A 17,067-nucleotide genomic window follows, 5' to 3' on the forward strand; every position below is an offset into this window, starting at 1 on the left:
GCTAAAACAAGTGTTGTTTGTCTCAGCCATCATTTTATCTCAAAACGTCAATGTTTTTTACAGTAATCATTCTGTGCTTCATCTTTCGGCGTTAGATAAGTATAACACGTTTTGAAAGTTTCAGCAAGATTTCAACTCCGCTTTACATTCCTTTTAGTGCATCAACGACTTCGCTCAAGCCCATGCCATTGCTCCCTTTGATTACCAAGCTGTCGGAAGGTTCTAAAGTTTCCTTTAAGGAGGCGATCAGTTGTAGTTTTTCATCTGTCGCAAAATAGCGCACCTTGTCAGCAAGTGGTGACTGAGCTAGTCGTTTTTGCAATGCTTGCATTTCTTTGCCATAAAGAAAAACTAGTTGGAACGAGCCATCTAAATGTGCGGCCATCTGCTCGTGCATTTGTGCAGAATCTGGTCCTAATTCAAGCATATCTGCCAATACGGCGATCCGTCTTCCTTCTAACGGCAATTTGCGGAAACTATCCAATACGAGACCCATGGCAGTCGGATTGGCATTGTAAATATCGCTCAAAATCGCTGCTCCATTACCGGCAGTCACCCATTGGGTCCGATTTTTCGTTAATTGAAAATGCGCCAAGCCCTCCTTGATGGCTTCATTTGATACACCAAAATGACGTCCTAAACCAATCGCGATCAAGGCATTTTTGACATTATAACCGCCTAATACCGGTAAGGTAAAAGTCTTACCTGCTACCGTAAAAATCGTTTGATCTTGCGATTCCTCTACGATGTCTCCTTGCAGATCTCCCTCTGTTAAGCCAAAAGTTTCAATGGGCTGCGTCAAGTTAGGAACAAAGGGGTCTAACAATGGTTCATCCGCCGGCATCATAAAGAAGCCGTCTTTTTTCAATCCTGCGGTGATCTCCATTTTGGCTTTGGCGATCCCTTCTCTGGACCCTAAGTTTTCAATGTGGGCTTCGCCAATCAACGTGATCGCCGCTGCATCAGGTTCTGCTAAGCGCGAAAGGACTTCGATCTCTCCTGCATGGTCCATTCCCATTTCTAAAATCAACACTTGCGTATCTTCTGGTGCATGCAAGATAGTCAAAGGCACGCCTAGTTCATTGTTATGGTTACCTTGAGTTTTGTAGGTCTGGTATTTTTGTGCCATAACCGCGTCTACCATATCTTTTGTGGTTGTTTTCCCATTACTTCCGGTAATAGCGATGATTTTTGGCGCAAGTTTTTCTTTGTAGGCTCGTGCTAACTGTTGGAACGCTTTGACAGTATCCTTGACGGGTATCACAAGGATGCCTTGCGGTGGTTGGATGGTGGGATGACTCCACAATGTCGCGATCGCACCATTGTCTTTGGCTTGTTGGGCAAATTCATGTCCATCCCGAGTCCCCGCCAAGGGAACAAAAAGACTGTTTTCTTTGATTAGACGGCTGTCAAACTCCACAGAGGCAAGTGGTGTCTCATTTTCAATTGGCTGACCAAATACGGCAGCGGCTTCTTTTACAGTAAAATTCATCAGTTTCGCTCCTTTTTTACAAAAAAAGAAAGCACAAGATCGCTTCAAGTATTTTCCTTGAGTTGAGCTGGCTTTCTTCCTGCTATTTATTCTGCTTCTTTTTCATTCTCTGCTTCAACTTCTGCTTCTTCCACATTCGTCAAGAAAGAACGTCTTTGGTTGAAACGATTCATCCCTAATTGGATCAATTCTTCAATCAAATCACCATACGGCAATCCGGTCTTTTCCCATAGCAATGGGTACATGCTGAATTCAGTGAATCCCGGCATCGTGTTTAGCTCATTTAAAAAGAGCTCGTTTTTATTGGTCAAAAAGAAATCACAACGGCTCAATCCACTGCCGCCTAACATCGTATAGGCTTTTTTCGCAAACTCTTGGGCTTTGGCTTGTGTTTCTTCGGGAATTTGCGCAGGAATCTGCATCTCGATTCGGTTGTCAATGTATTTGGAATTGTAATCATAAAACGCAACATCTTTTACGATTTCTCCCGGCATGGTGGTCCGCACGTCTTCGTTTCCAAGAACAGCGACTTCGATCTCACGGGCTTCGATTCCTTGTTCAACGATCGCTCGGGTATCGTAGCGATACGCTTCTTGCAACGCATTTTGCAGTTCTTCGCGGTTCTCGGCTTTCGAGATACCGACACTTGATCCCATGTTGGCTGGTTTGACAAACATCGGATAAAGGAGACTGCCTTCGCATTGATCGAAAATCTTTTTCGGATTTTCTTTCCACGCATTTTTCAAGACTGGTACATACGGAACTTGCGGAATTCCCGCAGCTTGCAAGATGTACTTGGTCATGATTTTGTCCATCCCACAGGCACTAGTCAAGACACCAGCACCGACATAAGGCATTCCGATGGTTTCTAAAAACCCTTGGATCGTGCCGTCTTCGCCGTTTGGTCCATGGAGCAATGGAAAGACGATCGCGTCTTCTTCATAGATGGCCCCAGGTGAAATTTCTTCCCCTTTGGTCTCTTCGTTGGTCAATGCCAAAGTATCTGGTGACGTTGGCGCCTCAGACAATAATGGGCCTTTTAACCAGCGTCCTTCTTTAGTGATCATTACTAATTGAACTTGGTAGTAATTATAATATACAGCATTAACAACTGAAAAAGCGGATAACAGTGATACCTCATGCTCTGCACTGCGTCCCCCGTATAATAAAATGATTTTCAAAAGAATTTCCTCCTGTATTCATTGATTCTACCAAACTAAGTCTTCCACATTTTAGCACAAAATCGACCAACCGGCATTAAATCTTGCAGAAATTTCTTTAAGCTTACACAGTCGTTAGTTGAATGTTTTTCATTTTGTCAGTACTATGAATATATCACGGCACGTTTAAAGAGGTGGGACCTATGACAGAACAAACTGCTCCTTCTAGAAAAGGACGATTAAAACAAATCCTTCAAGTCTTTTTGAAATACAAAGTCGTTCAAAATATCAGCAAACAGCAGCATCCCGAAATGGTGCGTCAAGCGTTTGAAGAATTAGGACCAACATTTATCAAAATCGGGCAGATGCTTTCGGTCCGCAATGACCTACTTTCCAGCACTTTCGTTGATGCCTTCAAGCAGTTACAAGACAATGTCAAAAGCGATCCATTTCCCAAGGTCAAAGCACTGCTGGAAGCAGAACTACAGCAGCCACTAACGAAAGTTTTTTCCGCTTTTGATGAAATCCCAGTCGCCTCAGCTTCCATCGGACAAGCCCACCGAGCAAACTTGATCAGCGGCAAAGAAGTGATCGTCAAAGTGCAGCATCCGGGAATCATTGCGGCGATTCAAGTGGATCTCGATCTTTTTGAAAAGGCTCTACCGTTGGTTCGTGCAATTCCAGAAGCCAATGTGGTGGATTTAAAAAGCGTGTTAAGCGAAGTCAGACGATCCCTTGCCAATGAAACAAATTTTTTACAAGAGATGAAAAATGCGCAGGAATTCTACCGTAACAATCACCAAAACCCGCAATTGGCATTGCCAAAAGTTTATCCCGAATGGTGCACCCAAAAAGTATTAGTCATGGATTACATGGCCGGTGAAAGTTTGAACTGCTTGCTGACCCGCAGCAATCAAGATATCGTTTATGACAATCAGTCCGTGAAAGCAGTGAAAAAACAAGTGGGAACGCTATTAGTCGAAAACTTTATGAAGCAAGTCTTTGAAGATGGCTTCTTTCACGCTGATCCGCATCCTGGCAATCTTTTTTTACATGTCTTCACAGATCAAACCAACCGACCAAAACCATTCCAAGTCAAACAGCGCGTCGGTGTCCTCGGCGGTGTTGATTATTCATTGAAGTGGCAAGAAGAAGCGATTATGCCGCCTTACCAAGTGATTTTCTTAGATTTTGGGATGATGGGACATTTGGATCAGTCATTACGCAGTCGCTTAGCTGATGCATTGATTGCTTTGTATACCCAAGACACCCAAGAAGTCGGCAAAGCTGTCTTGCGTTTGTGCAACAGCAGCGGCAGTTCCTTTGATGAAGTCGCCTTCTATCAGGATCTTCAAAAATTTGTTGAAAACTACTATAATATGCCGCTAAAGGATATCGACTTGCAAAAAGTGATGGGGGAAGTCATCACGATCTGCCATGATAACCAACTGCAGATGCATCGAGACATCACCTTGCTGATTAAGGCTTTTGGCACCTTGGAAGGTGTGATCAAAGCCTTAGACCCCGAATTATCAATGATGGAAGTCACTCAGCCTTTTGCACAAAAATATTTCTTACAGCAGCTGAGTATTGAAGACGAGGTGAAAAAAAGCGCCTTGGCAACCGCAAAAAGCTTGCGGGCACTTAGCCATCTTCCTGATCGGACCTTGGCTGTCTTAGACACTTTTGCCACTGGTAAACACCGGTTAAATTTAGAGATCCGCGAACAAAAACAGCTATTGGACCGCTTTGATCAGATGGTCAATCGACTGGTAATCGGTATTATTCTAGCTGCGGTCATCCTTGGCTCTTCCTTATTGGTGGTCGCCAGCCCGCAACAAGGAGCTTTCGTCCATCAGATGGGGATCTTCGGGTATACCTTGGCATTTTTCGCAATCGTAGCTTTAGTCGGCAAATACTTCTATGATCGTTTTCGTAAGAAATAAATAAGCACCTTCAATTCCCGTGTTTCATGCAGAAGCTGGGTCTTGAGGGTGCTTATTTTGCAAGGGTCTGTCGCAATTCGTTTTCAAAGATTCGTTTGAAGGCTTCCCGATCCTCTTTCGTAAAGGGCTTCGGTCCTTTTGTGCGCTTGCCTGCTTTACGCATCTGCGCACCTAAGTAGCGTTGACCTAATAAAAAATCGATCGTTTCTGGCAAATACTCTATACCGTTATGGTGAAAAACTCGTGCTTTTTTGGGCAAGACTAACGAAGCTAAGCCATAATCTTGGGTGACGAGAAAATCGCCGGGTTCTATTTCCTTCACGATTTCATAATCCGCGCGATCCGAGCCTTTGTCGACATAGACAAAGTGAACGTGGGCGGGATAGTCTTTGGTCGTATAATGATCGACACTGGTCACGATTACTACCGGCAGCTGATACTGCTGAGCCAGCTCGATCACTTCATTTTTCACCGGCGAACCGTCGCCGTCAATAAAAAGCCGCATCTGCTTGCTCCTCTCAAAAGTTCCTTCTTTTACAATTACTTCTATTGTAAGAGGAGCACCTAGAAGATGCAAGCAGACTTTGCGGTATTTTCATTTCAGTCTTGCTCAATGAGGGAATAAGAATGACGATCTTTGTCTCACTAACTAGCAGTTACCATACGCAAAGCTCACCTTTCAATTTTAGAAAATGCTCGTTCCTTCAACTCATAAACGACATCGCAAGCCTTTGCTACTTCTTGTTCATGGGTCACTAAGATGATACATTTTTTTTGCTCATGGGCAATTTCTTGAAACAGTTTGACGATTTCTTTAGATGTCGTTTCATCCAAATTTCCAGTCGGTTCATCGGCTACGATCAGCTCATGTTCACAGCACAACGCGCGAACGATAGCGACCCGCTGCTGTTGCCCACCCGATAATTGGGTCACTTTTTTCAGTGCCAGCTCTTCCGTGATGCCAACTTTGGCTAAGTTGGCTAAAGCATAGGCCTTTTTATCGGCTTGCTGCGACTTCGCGATCGCCATGGCTGTGATCACATTGTCCAGTGCCGACATATAAGGCAATAGATTATACGCTTGGAACACGATGGAAACATCTTTGCGGCGGTATTCTCGCAGCCCGATTTTCGCTAACGTTTCTTCGTTGTAAAGGATCTTTCCTTCTTTCGGGGTATCTAGGCCCGTGATCAGCGACAGGAAGGTTGTTTTCCCCGATCCGCTGGAACCTAAGATCGCATACATCCTGCCAGGTTCAAAGGTCAAATCAACGTCACGAAACAGCGCTTCTGCTTCGCTTTGATACCAATATCCTAATTGTTCTGTTCGTAATGTCATGTCGTTCCTCCTAAGAAACCAAGATTTTTTTCGGATTCAACCGCAAAATGCCCGCGGAAGAGAGTAAGATCGAGCCAAAACTGATCCCTAGACCGAGTAATGCCAATAGACCAATTTGTTGAGGGGAAACGGTGATTTCTAAGGACTCCACTTCTGCTGATTGGGTGAAGGATGGGAAAGAGCCCCCACGATTTCCGCCCATTTGCGGCATCTCCGCGCCTCCAGGACCAGCGTTTTCAGTGGCTGCTTGGTCAGTCGTTTCTGTTTGTTGTGCCAATAATTGCTCTCCGACGGCATTCCCGACAAGATTGCCGCTAGCGGCCGCAATCCCTAAAGCAAACACCATACAGACAAAAATCTCTGTGAAAAATTGTAGGATCACTTTGGCCCGTGACTCGCCTAAAGAGAGCAATACGCCAATCTCATAGCGACGTTCCCGAATCGACATCATCACGATCAACGTCAAAATAATGATACCGGCAGCAGCAACTAACACAATAATATTTTTTGCAAAGCTAGCGACATTATTCAATGGTGTCAGCATCGACTGATACATTTGATCGTTGGTTTGAATGCTGTAGGTTTCTGTATCGATCAACCCTTCCGCTTCTTCCACGAATGCTGTCATCTCAGACGGATCACTCAAGGTATAGGTTGCCGAGTCAATGGTGTCCTCATTGCCGCTCAACGTATTGGCAAGGGTATAAGAAGCAAAGATCGTGTTGGCTGGATTGAGAAAGTTGAACATTTGGCTCATGCTGTTGCCTACTTCACTCGTTTCATAGATTCCCTTGATCGTCACTTCGACTTCATTGTCCTCTGCATCAGTGATCGAAAACGTATCTCCGACTGCCAAATCATTTGCTTCAGCCAACGAGGATTCGATCAGTACTTGGTTCGTGCCTTCATCCTCAGAAGTAATGCCTTCTCCATCCGTGATCGTCGCTGTTCCTTCCGAAAAAGTCGTATACGCCGCACTAGTTGATACACCAGTGATTTGGAAATCACCCGTACTCATATTCCCACCAGGCATTCCTCCTGGCATACCGTCCATTTGCCCCGTCTCGCTGCTATCGGTTGCTTCTGACTCTGTCGATGAGTCACTGCTGGAGATCGGTTCGATCCCGCTGACGGCATCAGCAGAGGTGCTGACTTCAAAACTATATGAGGCAACCCCGTCTAAATCGGCGATCGCTTGGGCATCAGTAATCGCTACTGGTGTCGATTGAAAACTCCCTGGATCTGGTCGGGTGCTTTGGTCATCGCTGTCAGAAGAAGAGCTCCTTTGCTGAAAAGCCTGCTCGCGGTTTGCTTGCAACGTCACAGTTGCGCCAACACTTTTCTGGGCATTTTCAGTCGCTACTAGTGCCGCACTGCGAATCGTCAGACCCGCCAATACAAAAATCAAGATTGCAGAAAATACGGCGATCAGCAACAGGCTCCGGCCTTTTTTCGCCCATAAACTTTGGAGACCTCGTTTCAAAAAATTCATCTTTGTTCCTCCTGAATAGCTATTTATTGTCTTTCGACTATAAGGATCCTAGCTTAAATTGACCTTAAACCGTCTCCTGATTTTTTGAATCATAGAAACAGACCGCAACGACTGCCTGCGATCTGTTCGATTTATTGATAACCATTTGGTGATGATCGGTGAAACTTCAACTAACGACCAAAACCATCGCCCATCTGATTGGTTGTCGCTGTTGCACCTGATTGGGTCAAGTTAGCGATAGTATCCGTGACGGACAATGTTCCTAACTCTGTCCCATCACTGAGGGTTCCGCCAGCATAATAACCGGAGACTGCTTGTGCATCATTCGTCCCACCACTGACCAACGTATAGCTGCTATCGGTCAAATCTGGGCTGGAAAGAACCACGTGTTGGTAGCTTTTGCTTGGGGCATAGGACAAGATCGTCTGACCTTGACTGTCCTTTAAGGTCACTAGGGTCTCGGCTGATTGGGTTTGATCGAAACTGATTCCGATCGACTGTTGACTACCACCGCTAACGTTCATGGCCATATCGGTCGTGCCTGCCGCTAACAAGACGCCGCCGGTGAGTTCAAATGTTCCGTTATAGTCCAAAGCACCATTGCCACCGGTCGTTGGACCATTTACGATGACGACGCCATCACTCATGGTGACATTGCCATTACTATCCAGGCCATCCCCTTCGGCATCAATGACCAACGTTCCACCAGTGATCGTGATCTGTTTACTGTCATCCGCGGTATCGCCGCCGCCAGGGCCGCCACCAAAACTGTCTTGACCAAATTGTCCCGTTGTTTCATCCGTATCACTGCCGCCACCGGCATTGATCCCGTCGTCGCTAGCCACGACGTGTGTCGTGCCACCAGCAATCGTGATTACACTTGCTTCTAATCCTTCATAGGATTCTTCGATAGAAATCGTTCCGTCGGAGATCGTCAATTCATTGTCGGCGTGGATCCCATCATCGCCACTGCTGGCAGTGATCGTGCCACCTGCAATGTTGATCGTATCATTGGCATGCAGGCTATCATCCGCACTATCGATCGCAAAGGTGCCGCTGCTGATGGTCATCGCACCGCCAGCTTTCAATCCTTTGTAACTTTCATCCGTCACTAGCGACTGACTTTGGGCTCCGTCAGCCGTTTTGATCGTAATATCAGCTGATTGGATGCTTAAATTTGTTTCTGCTTGGATCCCGTCACGACCACTTTGGATCGTAAAGGTACCACCATCAATCGCAACGTAGCCTTTTTCCGCATCTTCCGTATTATTCGCTTGGATGCCATCTCCCTCAGTGGTGTTCAGTGTGTAGTTCCCCGCCAAGATCGACACGGAATCTTTTCCTTTGATGGCATTGTTTTTCGCTGTGATTTCAATCGTCCCCCCTGCTAAAACCAAATCATCTTTGCTGCGCAATCCGTTGCTGTAATTTCCTGTGATCACCAACGTCCCATCGCCGTTGATGGACAAATCTTCTTTACTATAAAAGGCAGCATCTGGTTCTGTCTCGCCTTCAGCCAAGGTGTAGCTGCTGCCATCCGTCAGAGTATTCGTCGTATCACTGGCTAAGGTCGTGATGACTTTTTCTGCTTGTTCGATGACGACGGCCGCCCCGTCTTCATTGGTGATCGTGACACCGGCAAAGATCAGATGGACTTTTTCTTCTTTGTTGACGTTGACAACCAGTTGGCCATTACTTAACGACCCGCTGACGACATAGGTGCCGGCTTGGGTGATCGTCACGGTTTGGTCTTCCACTGAAACGCCATCAACAGCCGTCGTGTCGCTGCCATTCAATTCAAGTTGCGTAGCAGTTGCCTCATCGTAGGAAGCATCAACATCTTCTTTTTCGTAACTACCGTAATAGTCCACAGAATCATCAAGGGTCGTTGAAACGTTGGTCACTGCGGCAGAACCGGAAACTGCTGCTGCGGAACTGGAACTGCTGCTCGTGCTAGTACTATCGGTTTGCCCGCAAGCGCCTAAGAGCAGCGATGAGAGCAAGAGTGGATAAATGAGTTTTTTCATAAAAGGTTCCTCCTTCTACAGCTCATCGCGGTTAGCGGTGAGCTTGCCTAAAACAACAGGTAAATTGCCATTACGAACCCGAACTTCATCAATGATTTGCTTTTCTTGCGCTTGGTCTTTTAACAGCAACTGATAGCGCAATTCATACAAGCTTCCCATCGTCGTCGTTCGAACCGATGTCAGTTTGGCAGAATGCGTATATTTTTCAAAGAGATCATCGAATAATTGTGGATAATCCAAATCTTCCGGAATCGTGACCTTCAGTTCCCGTTCACTCGTGGCTTGTCGATCGCCAAAGGGCATCGTATATAAAAGGGTCAAGAAAAGCGCCACGATAATGGAAAAAATGACAACATAGCCGACATACCCCATCCCAGTTGCCAGACCGATCCCCATCGACCAAAAGACGCTGGTAATCTCTCTAGAACCCCCGGGAACCGAGCGGAAACGAATCAAACTGAAGGCACCTAAGATCGCCACCCCTGTGCCAAGATTGCCGTTGACTAGCATGATCACCGATTGAACGAGAATCGGTAAGACTGCCAAGGTAATGACGAAGTTTTTCGTATAGACATTGCGGATCATATGGATCGCTGCCACTAATAATCCTAAAAGCAATGAGGCGGCGATACAGATCAATAAGCTACTCCATTCAAGGGTGCTCGTATCGCCAGAAAATAGACTAGATAACATGTAACCGTTCCTCCTTCTTGAATAAATGCCGTTGATAGGTTTGGGCATATTTTGAAAAGCTGCCTTTGCGCACACTGTATTTGTTCAGCAGTTCCACAAACCATATTGGATAAGAGCCGAGGGCTTTGACTTCCATCAACACTCCGACTTCCGGTGCTACTAGTGCACCGTCACTACCGGAACCTAACATGAGATCGCAGGTGCGAAAGCGAATGTTTTGATCGAACGTCACGCGAAATTCACTATCATCATCAACAAACAGCGACAGGCGATCATAGGCAATCAAGACTTTCGGTAGCAGGTCCGGGTTTTTCTTAAATAACCAGTGGATCTCCGCGGCGATTTGCGGGGCTTCCTCCATTGCCGGCAAGACCCCCGTTTGCAACCAGCGGCAATAGTCAGCATAGGGCATCGGAACGCGGCGTTTGTAGACCACGCCACTGACTTTCTTCTTGATCTCTAAAAAAATCAACTGTTGCTCTGTCGGTACCCCATAGCTGCGGACCCGAAATTTTTCTTTGTATTTCGGTTTGTCCATCGAATGACGAATAAAGCGGTAATCCTGGGTATCATAATACAAGGACATAATCGTGTGTTGCCCATATTCATCGATCGCCATTTTTTGCTGCAACTCGCCAAGAAATGCTGGAAATTGCTCCTTAGTCAATAGATATTTCGTCTCTTTTCTTTGAAAGACTTTTTTTAATTTCATAAAATGTTCCTCCCTTGAAATCCATGCACTGAATTTACGGCAGCTATCTTAAATGCAGCTTAAGACAAAACAGTTTTTTTAAGCATTTTTTATGCTATTCGTGCTATTCTTATCCTTAAAGAGGTGGGAACATGATTAAATTATTAGTAATCGAAGATGACAAAACATTATCTGAAAATATGAAAGAGATCGTCAGCGAAATCGGTGAAGTCACGCAAGCATATGATGGCAGTGAAGGCTTGTACGAGGCGGAAACGGGGATCTATGACTTGATTATTCTTGACTTGATGATGCCTGAGATGAACGGCTATGAGGTGCTTTCAGCATTACGAAAAAAAGGACTCCAAACACCCGTCCTGATTTTAACAGCCAAAGACGGCTTAGAAGACAAAGTAACCGGCTTTCAAAAAGGGGCTGATGATTATTTGACCAAGCCTTTTTATCGGGAAGAATTATTGATGCGGATCAAAGCGTTGCTAAAACGCTCCTTAGGTTTGTTCAATGAAAATACACTGGAATATAATGGGTTGCTCTGTAACCTTGGCACCAACGAGGTCAGCTATCAAGGGGAGCTTTTACCGATTCAAGGGAAAGAATTTGAGCTACTGCTCTATTTTCTACAAAATAGAAACATTATTTTGACCAAGGAACAGATTTTTGATCGCATCTGGGGGTTCGATTCAGAAACGACCCTGACTGTCGTAGAAGTCTACATGAGCAATCTGCGAAAACACTTGCGCCAGACAGGAATCGACAAAGAGATCCGTACGTTGCGAAATGTCGGCTATATTATGCAAGGAGCCTAGTCTATGAATAAAGAACGCTCTAAGAGACAACGGCTGCACTCCTTTCTCCTAAATGTCAGTGCCTTTGCTTTGGTCTTCTTACTTTTAGGAACGATCGTGCTCCAATTATTCAACCAATCGGCTTATCGTCAAACCGATATTTCTTTGGAACAAGCAGTCAAAGATACCCGCTTGATCCAAGCTGAGATCAGCGCTTCACAATCCAATCTAGAGGTATTGCCACCAGATAGTGCAATGCCGAAGATCCCTGGTACCAATCGCTTCAACACCCAGTTGATCCTCTGGTCTGAGGACGGCGAGATTTTAAACAAACAGACTTTAGGCGGCCGTTTTTCACAATTGGCAAGTCTATCTTTAGATACGAGCCATTTAGACAGTATCACGTCTTTTTCAGTGGTGGATCAGTCCTTGTCAGAGGAAGAAGAGACACTTTTGTTTCGCTCAATCACCACCAAAGCCCCAACCAATGACGCCGGGGTCGGCTATATCCAAGTCTTAGCGAACACCAATCAAATCAAAAATGCCATGAACAATTTCCAAACCATCTTGATTTTATCGATGATTTTTTTCTGGATTCTCTCGATCGGGATCAGCTACTTGCTTTCCAGCTTGAACATGCGCCCAATTTTAGCCTCGTGGAAGAAACAACAAGAATTTGTCGAAAATGCTTCTCACGAGCTGCGCACACCATTGACGATCATTCAAAATAGTCTGGAGCGCCTGTTTACCAAGCCCAATCATACGATCATTGAAGAATCTGAAAGCATTGCACAAGCGTTAGCGGAAACCCGACGGCTAACTGGATTAACGGCAGATCTACTAACGATTGCCCGCAGTGATTCCAATCAACTGCTGTTAACGAAAGAAACCGTCGAATTAGTTCCTTTTATCGATGACTTAGTCAAACCTTTCAAAGAAATTGCCGAACTGGATCAAAAACATTTTATTGTCGAAAATTTTGCCAAAACGACCGCTTGCTTTGATCAAAAGAAAATTCATCAAGTCCTCGTGATTCTCCTAGATAATGCCTTAAAATATACCAGCAGTGGTGATAAAATTACGCTCTTATCGGAGATTTCTAACAAGCAATGGCTGATCGAGGTCAAAAACACGGGACCAACTATTTCCGATGAAGAGAAAGCTCGCATCTTTGACCGCTTCTACCGCGAGGATCGTTCTCGCTCCAAGGAGACCGGCGGCTATGGTTTAGGCTTAGCGATCGCCAAGCAAATCGTCGAAGAGCACAAAGGACAAATTCTGGTCAAAGATCTGCAGCCACGAGGGGTTATTTTTCAGATTCGCTTACCTAAAGAAGGATAAAGGAGAAAAAAATGCAGGTCATCACCCTTAAAGAACACCCTGAATACTTAGCAGAAGCGATCCGTTACTTCCAAAAACAGTGGGCTGGCCCCGATTCCCTCATGGTTTATGAAGACAGCCTGACCCATAGTTTTTCAACAAGCATTTTGCCGCAATGGCTACTGCTGGTCAACGATGAGATGGCATCCGACGGACCTTATCAAATCATCGGCTGCGGCGGCTTGATCCCCAACGACTTCATCAGTCGGATGGATTTGACGCCTTGGCTTTGCGCCTTGTATGTGGACCCTTTGTGGCGTGGCCAAGGCGGTGCCCGCCTTTTGATCGAAACAGCTAAACAGCGCGCTGCTGGAGCTGGTTTTGATTCTCTGTATCTATGTACGGATCTTTCTACTTTTTATGAGCAGTTTGCTTTCGAACCGATCGGCACTGGCTACCACCCTTGGGGAGAGCCTTCCACCATCTATCGCTGTTCTCTCACGTAAATAAACAAAAAAAAGCTGTGAACAAAATTGTTCACAGCTTTTTTCACTCACAGTACTATTGCTAGTAGAATACCCTATCTCCACAAAAGGAATATTCCGACACCCTACAAATCCGGTAGGTTGCTTACGCGGTGTGCCTCTGCTATCAATCTGGTCAGCTAATGCTAGACCTTCTCGACTCGTCGCATGAGGATTACTTTACCATAAAATTAGTCGGAATACTACTGTTTTTTTTTATAAAATCAAAAACTGCGGATAAACATCTTTCAAGAAAGAGCACTTATCAGCAGTTTTACATGAACCAGTTGTTTCTTCTCAAAAGAAACGTTCAAATCGATGGATTCAAGAAACCTTAGGATAAGAAGGTTGCCACTTTGGTCGTAATCAAATCAATGGCTACGTGGTTTTCGCCGCCTTCTGGTACGATGACATCAGCATACCGTTTTGTCGGTTCGATAAATTGATGATACATCGGTTTTACGACCGTCAAGTATTGTTCGATCACAGAATCCAACGTCCGGCCACGTTCTTCCATATCACGTTTGATTCGGCGAATAATCCGAATATCATCGTCTGTATCAACATAAAGTTTAATATCCATTAAATTACGTAATCGCTCATCTTCTAAAATCAAGATCCCTTCCAAGATAATGACTTCTTTGGGTTCTTGAATGATCGTTGCTTCGCTGCGGGTATGAGCGACATAATCATAGACAGGTTTTTCGATCGTTTGATATGCAAGCAGCTGCTGCAAGTGATCGATCAACAAATCAGTATCAAATGCAAAAGGATGGTCATAGTTGGTGTTCAACCGTTCTTCAAAGCTCAGATCACTTTGGTCTTTATAGTAGGAGTCTTGTTCAAGCATCATAATAGAATGGTTGGGGAAATGATTAAAGATCGCCCGACTCACGCTTGTTTTTCCACTACCTGATCCACCTGTCACACCAATAATAATGGGCTTGCCATTCGTCATTCAATTAACCTCTTTCATCTTAAAAAATTCACACTGGTTCTATTATAGCGAAAATTCGGCAAATTACTACTGTTTCTGTAGAATCAGTGCTGCAATAAAGGAAGTAATTGCTGCAAGCGTTCGATCTCAAAGGTAGGCTGAATCTCACCACTGTTTTTTTTCTTTGGATTAAACCAAATCGTGTCGATCCCTGCCAATTGTCCGCCTAAGATATCTGAAGTCAGTGAATCGCCAATAATGACTGTTTCTTGTTTTTTAACGTTTGGTATGCGGGCAAACACGTAGTCAAAATATTCTTTCATTGGTTTTTGATAACCCGTGTCTTCTGAAACAAAAATATCACGGAAATAGGGCTTCAATTTGGCATCTTCCAAGCGACGGTACTGGGTTTCAGAAACCCCGTTCGTAACCACGTATAGGTCAAAATGCTGCGCCAACTCCGCTAAGATCTCATCACTGTTGTCTAACAGTTTATGTCCTTCATTTAGAAATTCTCGGTACGCCAATTCAACTGCTGGACTATCGACCTGAATGCCTTGCGTTTCAAAAAACAAGCCGAAACGCTCATTGATGACTTGGTCTCTCGTGATTTTCCCTTGCTCAAACTGCTGCCACAAATCATGATTGATCGTTTGATAGCTTTGTTTGCGCTCTGGAGTCATTTCCAAGCCATGAGCTTCAAACAGTGCTTTTAAGGCTTGATCTTCGGTATCTTGAAAGTCGAGGATCGTGTCATCGACATCAAATAATAATGTTTTATACTTCATTTTCTCCCTCTTTCTCAGCGGAAATGCGCCGCCAGTCCTTTTAATTCTTCTTGCGTCAGCGAGCGATAACTGCCCACTGCTAAATCATCTGGTAGAACCAGCGAACCCATCGCTGTTCGTTTCAGCTGAATGACTTTTTTCCCTCGGGCTAAAAACATCTTTTTCACTTGATGGAACTTGCCTTCAGCAATTTCTAACGAAACAAAGGAATGATCCGCTCGGGCATCGATGATCGTTAGGGCAGCTGGTTTGCAAGTGACACCACCATGAAAGGTGATCCCTGCAGCAAATGCCGCCACATCCTCAGGAGTCACCAAGTCATTGACCACCACTTCATATCGCTTGGTCACCTTTTTGGTGGGATGCAGCAAGTCATAGCCTAACTGACCATTCGTCGTAACTAATACCAACCCTTCCGTGTCCCGATCCAATCGACCGACGGCATAAAGATCAGGATGTTGATCTTCGGGTGCAATCAAAGCGATCACTGTCTGGTGCTGTTGATCCAGATTGGCTGTAACGACACCCTTGGGCTTGTTGACGATATAATAGCGTTCCTGTGTTTCCAACTGCCGCCCCGCAACCATGATTTGATGCAAGCTGCTATCGACGTTGCGCTCGGGCCTTCGCTCAATCCTATGATCCACAAAGACTTTTCCTTGCTGAAACAACCGTTTCATCTCTTTCCGGGATGTATTCAATTGTTGCTCGATCACTTTATCTAAACGCATAAATTTTTCTCCATAGTGGCTATTATAGCTTAGGATTTAGCGAAAGGAAACTGCCAGGATTTCAAATGATTTGACTTTCTTTGTCTTTTTGCGTAAGGTTAAAGAGTAAAGTAAATATAGTTTCTCATACACAGCGTTATGACCTGGTGGAGAAAAGTTGAACCAAAACTTTCTGGGGCAGTTGTGTACACAACTGCCCTTTTGCGTGTTTTCACTCACGTACCACTTAATGTGCAGAGTTAACAAAATTTGCTTAAAAAATCTCGTTACTAACGAGAAAATTTTAGGAGGAATTGAGTTATGTCAGTATCATTAGAAGTTACGAAAAGAGAAGTTCGCCCACGTTCTTTACGGAACAAGTTGCGTCACGAAGGAAAAGTACCTGCAATTGTCAATGGGTACAAAGTAGAAAGCACACCGATTGCTGTCAATGCAGCAGAATTAGAAAAAATCTTGCGTGAAAATGGATTGAATACCGTAATCACGATCAGTTTAGAAGGCAAAAAAGTCAATACACTGATCAAAGAGTATCAATCAGATACCTTCACACGCAATTTAACCCACGTTGAATTCCTATCTGTCGATATGAATGAAGAAACAGAAGTAGAAGCAGAAGTAACCTTAATTGGTGAATCTGCTGGTGTCAAAGCTGGTGGTGTTTTAGCACAAAACTTGTATACAGTCGTTGTATCAGCAACACCAGACAAATTGCCTGAACGTGTTGAGATCGATGTGACGTCATTAGAGATCGGCGATTCATTAACAGTGGCTGATCTGCCTAAGAACGACGAGTACACGATCGTGACCGATCCAGAAGAACAAATCGTTGCGGTTACTGAACCACAAGAAATCTCTGAAGATGAAGAAGCCGGCGAAGCTGCTGAACCAGCAGTTATCGGTGAAGACGAAGAGTAATCATAGAACACCGTTCTTAAGACCACGTCTTCAATCAACAGACACTTCTAAGAAATGTAGGACTCTTGAAGGGATTTCCCTTCAAGAGTCCTTTTCATTCTTACGAAGAGCTGGTATGCTGCAACTGACTATTTCCCATTGAAAGACGTCTTTGGGAAAGCTTGGTCCAGCCAACCCAACAAATTTTTAAGAAAATAGTTAAAATGC

General features: G+C 44.7%; 16 protein-coding genes. 5 read left to right on the forward strand and 11 right to left on the reverse strand.

Features of this window, described 5'->3' with window-relative positions:
• Nucleotides 1-142: 142 nt before the first annotated feature.
• Both IGJ01_RS14920 and IGJ01_RS14925 read right to left on the reverse strand, forming a co-directional pair.
• The gene (locus tag IGJ01_RS14920; RefSeq protein ID WP_244732480.1) at nucleotides 143-1,492 is read right to left on the reverse strand and encodes a UDP-N-acetylmuramoyl-tripeptide--D-alanyl-D-alanine ligase; all 1,350 of its coding nucleotides are present in this window, start codon (nucleotides 1,490-1,492) and stop codon (nucleotides 143-145) included.
• An 86-nt stretch (nucleotides 1,493-1,578) separates the two neighbouring features.
• Nucleotides 1,579-2,673, reverse strand: a complete 1,095-nt coding sequence (locus IGJ01_RS14925) for a D-alanine--D-alanine ligase (RefSeq protein ID WP_005233659.1) — start codon at nucleotides 2,671-2,673, stop codon at nucleotides 1,579-1,581.
• A 182-nt stretch (nucleotides 2,674-2,855) separates the two neighbouring features.
• Here IGJ01_RS14925 and IGJ01_RS14930 point away from each other — a divergent pair, with 182 nt between their 5' ends.
• Nucleotides 2,856-4,598, forward strand: coding sequence for an ABC1 kinase family protein (locus IGJ01_RS14930; RefSeq protein WP_086298287.1), 1,743 nt, complete (start codon nucleotides 2,856-2,858; stop codon nucleotides 4,596-4,598).
• Nucleotides 4,599-4,650: 52 nt separating this feature from the next.
• Here IGJ01_RS14930 and IGJ01_RS14935 read toward each other — a convergent pair whose 3' ends face one another.
• The 6 genes from IGJ01_RS14935 to IGJ01_RS14960 form a co-directional block, all read right to left on the reverse strand.
• Nucleotides 4,651-5,103 carry a YaiI/YqxD family protein gene (locus IGJ01_RS14935; RefSeq protein WP_144771136.1) on the reverse strand — a complete coding sequence of 151 codons (453 nt, stop codon included), beginning with the start codon at nucleotides 5,101-5,103 and terminating at the stop codon, nucleotides 4,651-4,653.
• A gap of 167 nt (nucleotides 5,104-5,270) precedes the next feature.
• The gene (locus tag IGJ01_RS14940) at nucleotides 5,271-5,936 is read right to left on the reverse strand and encodes an ABC transporter ATP-binding protein (RefSeq protein ID WP_430601225.1); all 666 of its coding nucleotides are present in this window, start codon (nucleotides 5,934-5,936) and stop codon (nucleotides 5,271-5,273) included.
• Between the two features lie 10 nt (nucleotides 5,937-5,946).
• Complete coding sequence (locus IGJ01_RS14945) at nucleotides 5,947-7,428, reverse strand: ABC transporter permease (protein WP_244732482.1); 1,482 nt, start codon at nucleotides 7,426-7,428, stop codon at nucleotides 5,947-5,949.
• A 170-nt stretch (nucleotides 7,429-7,598) separates the two neighbouring features.
• A complete protein-coding gene (locus IGJ01_RS14950) occupies nucleotides 7,599-9,455 on the reverse strand; it encodes a carbohydrate-binding domain-containing protein (protein ID WP_244732484.1) in 1,857 nt (618 codons plus the stop codon).
• Between the two features lie 15 nt (nucleotides 9,456-9,470).
• A complete protein-coding gene (locus IGJ01_RS14955) occupies nucleotides 9,471-10,148 on the reverse strand; it encodes a DUF4956 domain-containing protein (protein WP_005233649.1) in 678 nt (225 codons plus the stop codon).
• Nucleotides 10,138-10,860 carry a polyphosphate polymerase domain-containing protein gene (locus IGJ01_RS14960; RefSeq protein WP_142437374.1) on the reverse strand — a complete coding sequence of 241 codons (723 nt, stop codon included), beginning with the start codon at nucleotides 10,858-10,860 and terminating at the stop codon, nucleotides 10,138-10,140. Before IGJ01_RS14960 ends, IGJ01_RS14955 begins: the two co-directional genes overlap by 11 nt.
• 131 nt (nucleotides 10,861-10,991) lie before the next feature.
• Between IGJ01_RS14960 and IGJ01_RS14965 the strand changes: the two genes are divergently transcribed.
• The 3 genes from IGJ01_RS14965 to IGJ01_RS14975 are packed head-to-tail and all read left to right on the forward strand — an operon-like array spanning nucleotide 10,992 to nucleotide 13,471.
• Nucleotides 10,992-11,666, forward strand: coding sequence for a response regulator transcription factor (locus IGJ01_RS14965; protein WP_005233644.1), 675 nt, complete (start codon nucleotides 10,992-10,994; stop codon nucleotides 11,664-11,666).
• Nucleotides 11,667-11,669: 3 nt separating this feature from the next.
• Nucleotides 11,670-12,986: a sensor histidine kinase gene (locus IGJ01_RS14970; protein WP_005233642.1), complete on the forward strand. Its 1,317-nt coding sequence runs from the start codon at nucleotides 11,670-11,672 to the stop codon at nucleotides 12,984-12,986.
• An 11-nt stretch (nucleotides 12,987-12,997) separates the two neighbouring features.
• Nucleotides 12,998-13,471 (forward strand): GNAT family N-acetyltransferase, encoded by a 474-nt coding sequence (locus tag IGJ01_RS14975; RefSeq protein ID WP_016621919.1) that lies wholly within the window; start codon nucleotides 12,998-13,000, stop codon nucleotides 13,469-13,471.
• A 352-nt stretch (nucleotides 13,472-13,823) separates the two neighbouring features.
• Here the strand turns inward: IGJ01_RS14975 and udk are convergent, their stop codons facing one another.
• The 3 genes from udk to IGJ01_RS14990 all read right to left on the reverse strand — a co-directional run bounded on the left by udk (nucleotide 13,824) and on the right by IGJ01_RS14990 (nucleotide 15,945).
• Nucleotides 13,824-14,447 carry a uridine kinase gene (gene udk / locus IGJ01_RS14980; RefSeq protein WP_005227927.1) on the reverse strand — a complete coding sequence of 208 codons (624 nt, stop codon included), beginning with the start codon at nucleotides 14,445-14,447 and terminating at the stop codon, nucleotides 13,824-13,826.
• A gap of 83 nt (nucleotides 14,448-14,530) precedes the next feature.
• Complete coding sequence (locus tag IGJ01_RS14985) at nucleotides 14,531-15,214, reverse strand: YjjG family noncanonical pyrimidine nucleotidase (RefSeq protein ID WP_016612934.1); 684 nt, start codon at nucleotides 15,212-15,214, stop codon at nucleotides 14,531-14,533.
• A 14-nt stretch (nucleotides 15,215-15,228) separates the two neighbouring features.
• The gene (locus IGJ01_RS14990) at nucleotides 15,229-15,945 is read right to left on the reverse strand and encodes a 16S rRNA pseudouridine(516) synthase (protein ID WP_008379390.1); all 717 of its coding nucleotides are present in this window, start codon (nucleotides 15,943-15,945) and stop codon (nucleotides 15,229-15,231) included.
• Nucleotides 15,946-16,245: 300 nt separating this feature from the next.
• Between IGJ01_RS14990 and IGJ01_RS14995 the strand changes: the two genes are divergently transcribed.
• On the forward strand, nucleotides 16,246-16,860 hold the full coding sequence (locus tag IGJ01_RS14995) for a 50S ribosomal protein L25/general stress protein Ctc (protein ID WP_005227923.1): 615 nt from the start codon (nucleotides 16,246-16,248) through the stop codon (nucleotides 16,858-16,860).
• Nucleotides 16,861-17,067 lie beyond the last annotated feature (207 nt).

This window comes from Enterococcus sp. AZ089, from assembly GCF_050547225.1.
Classification (GTDB): Bacteria; Bacillota; Bacilli; order Lactobacillales; family Enterococcaceae; genus Enterococcus_D; species Enterococcus_D entomosocium.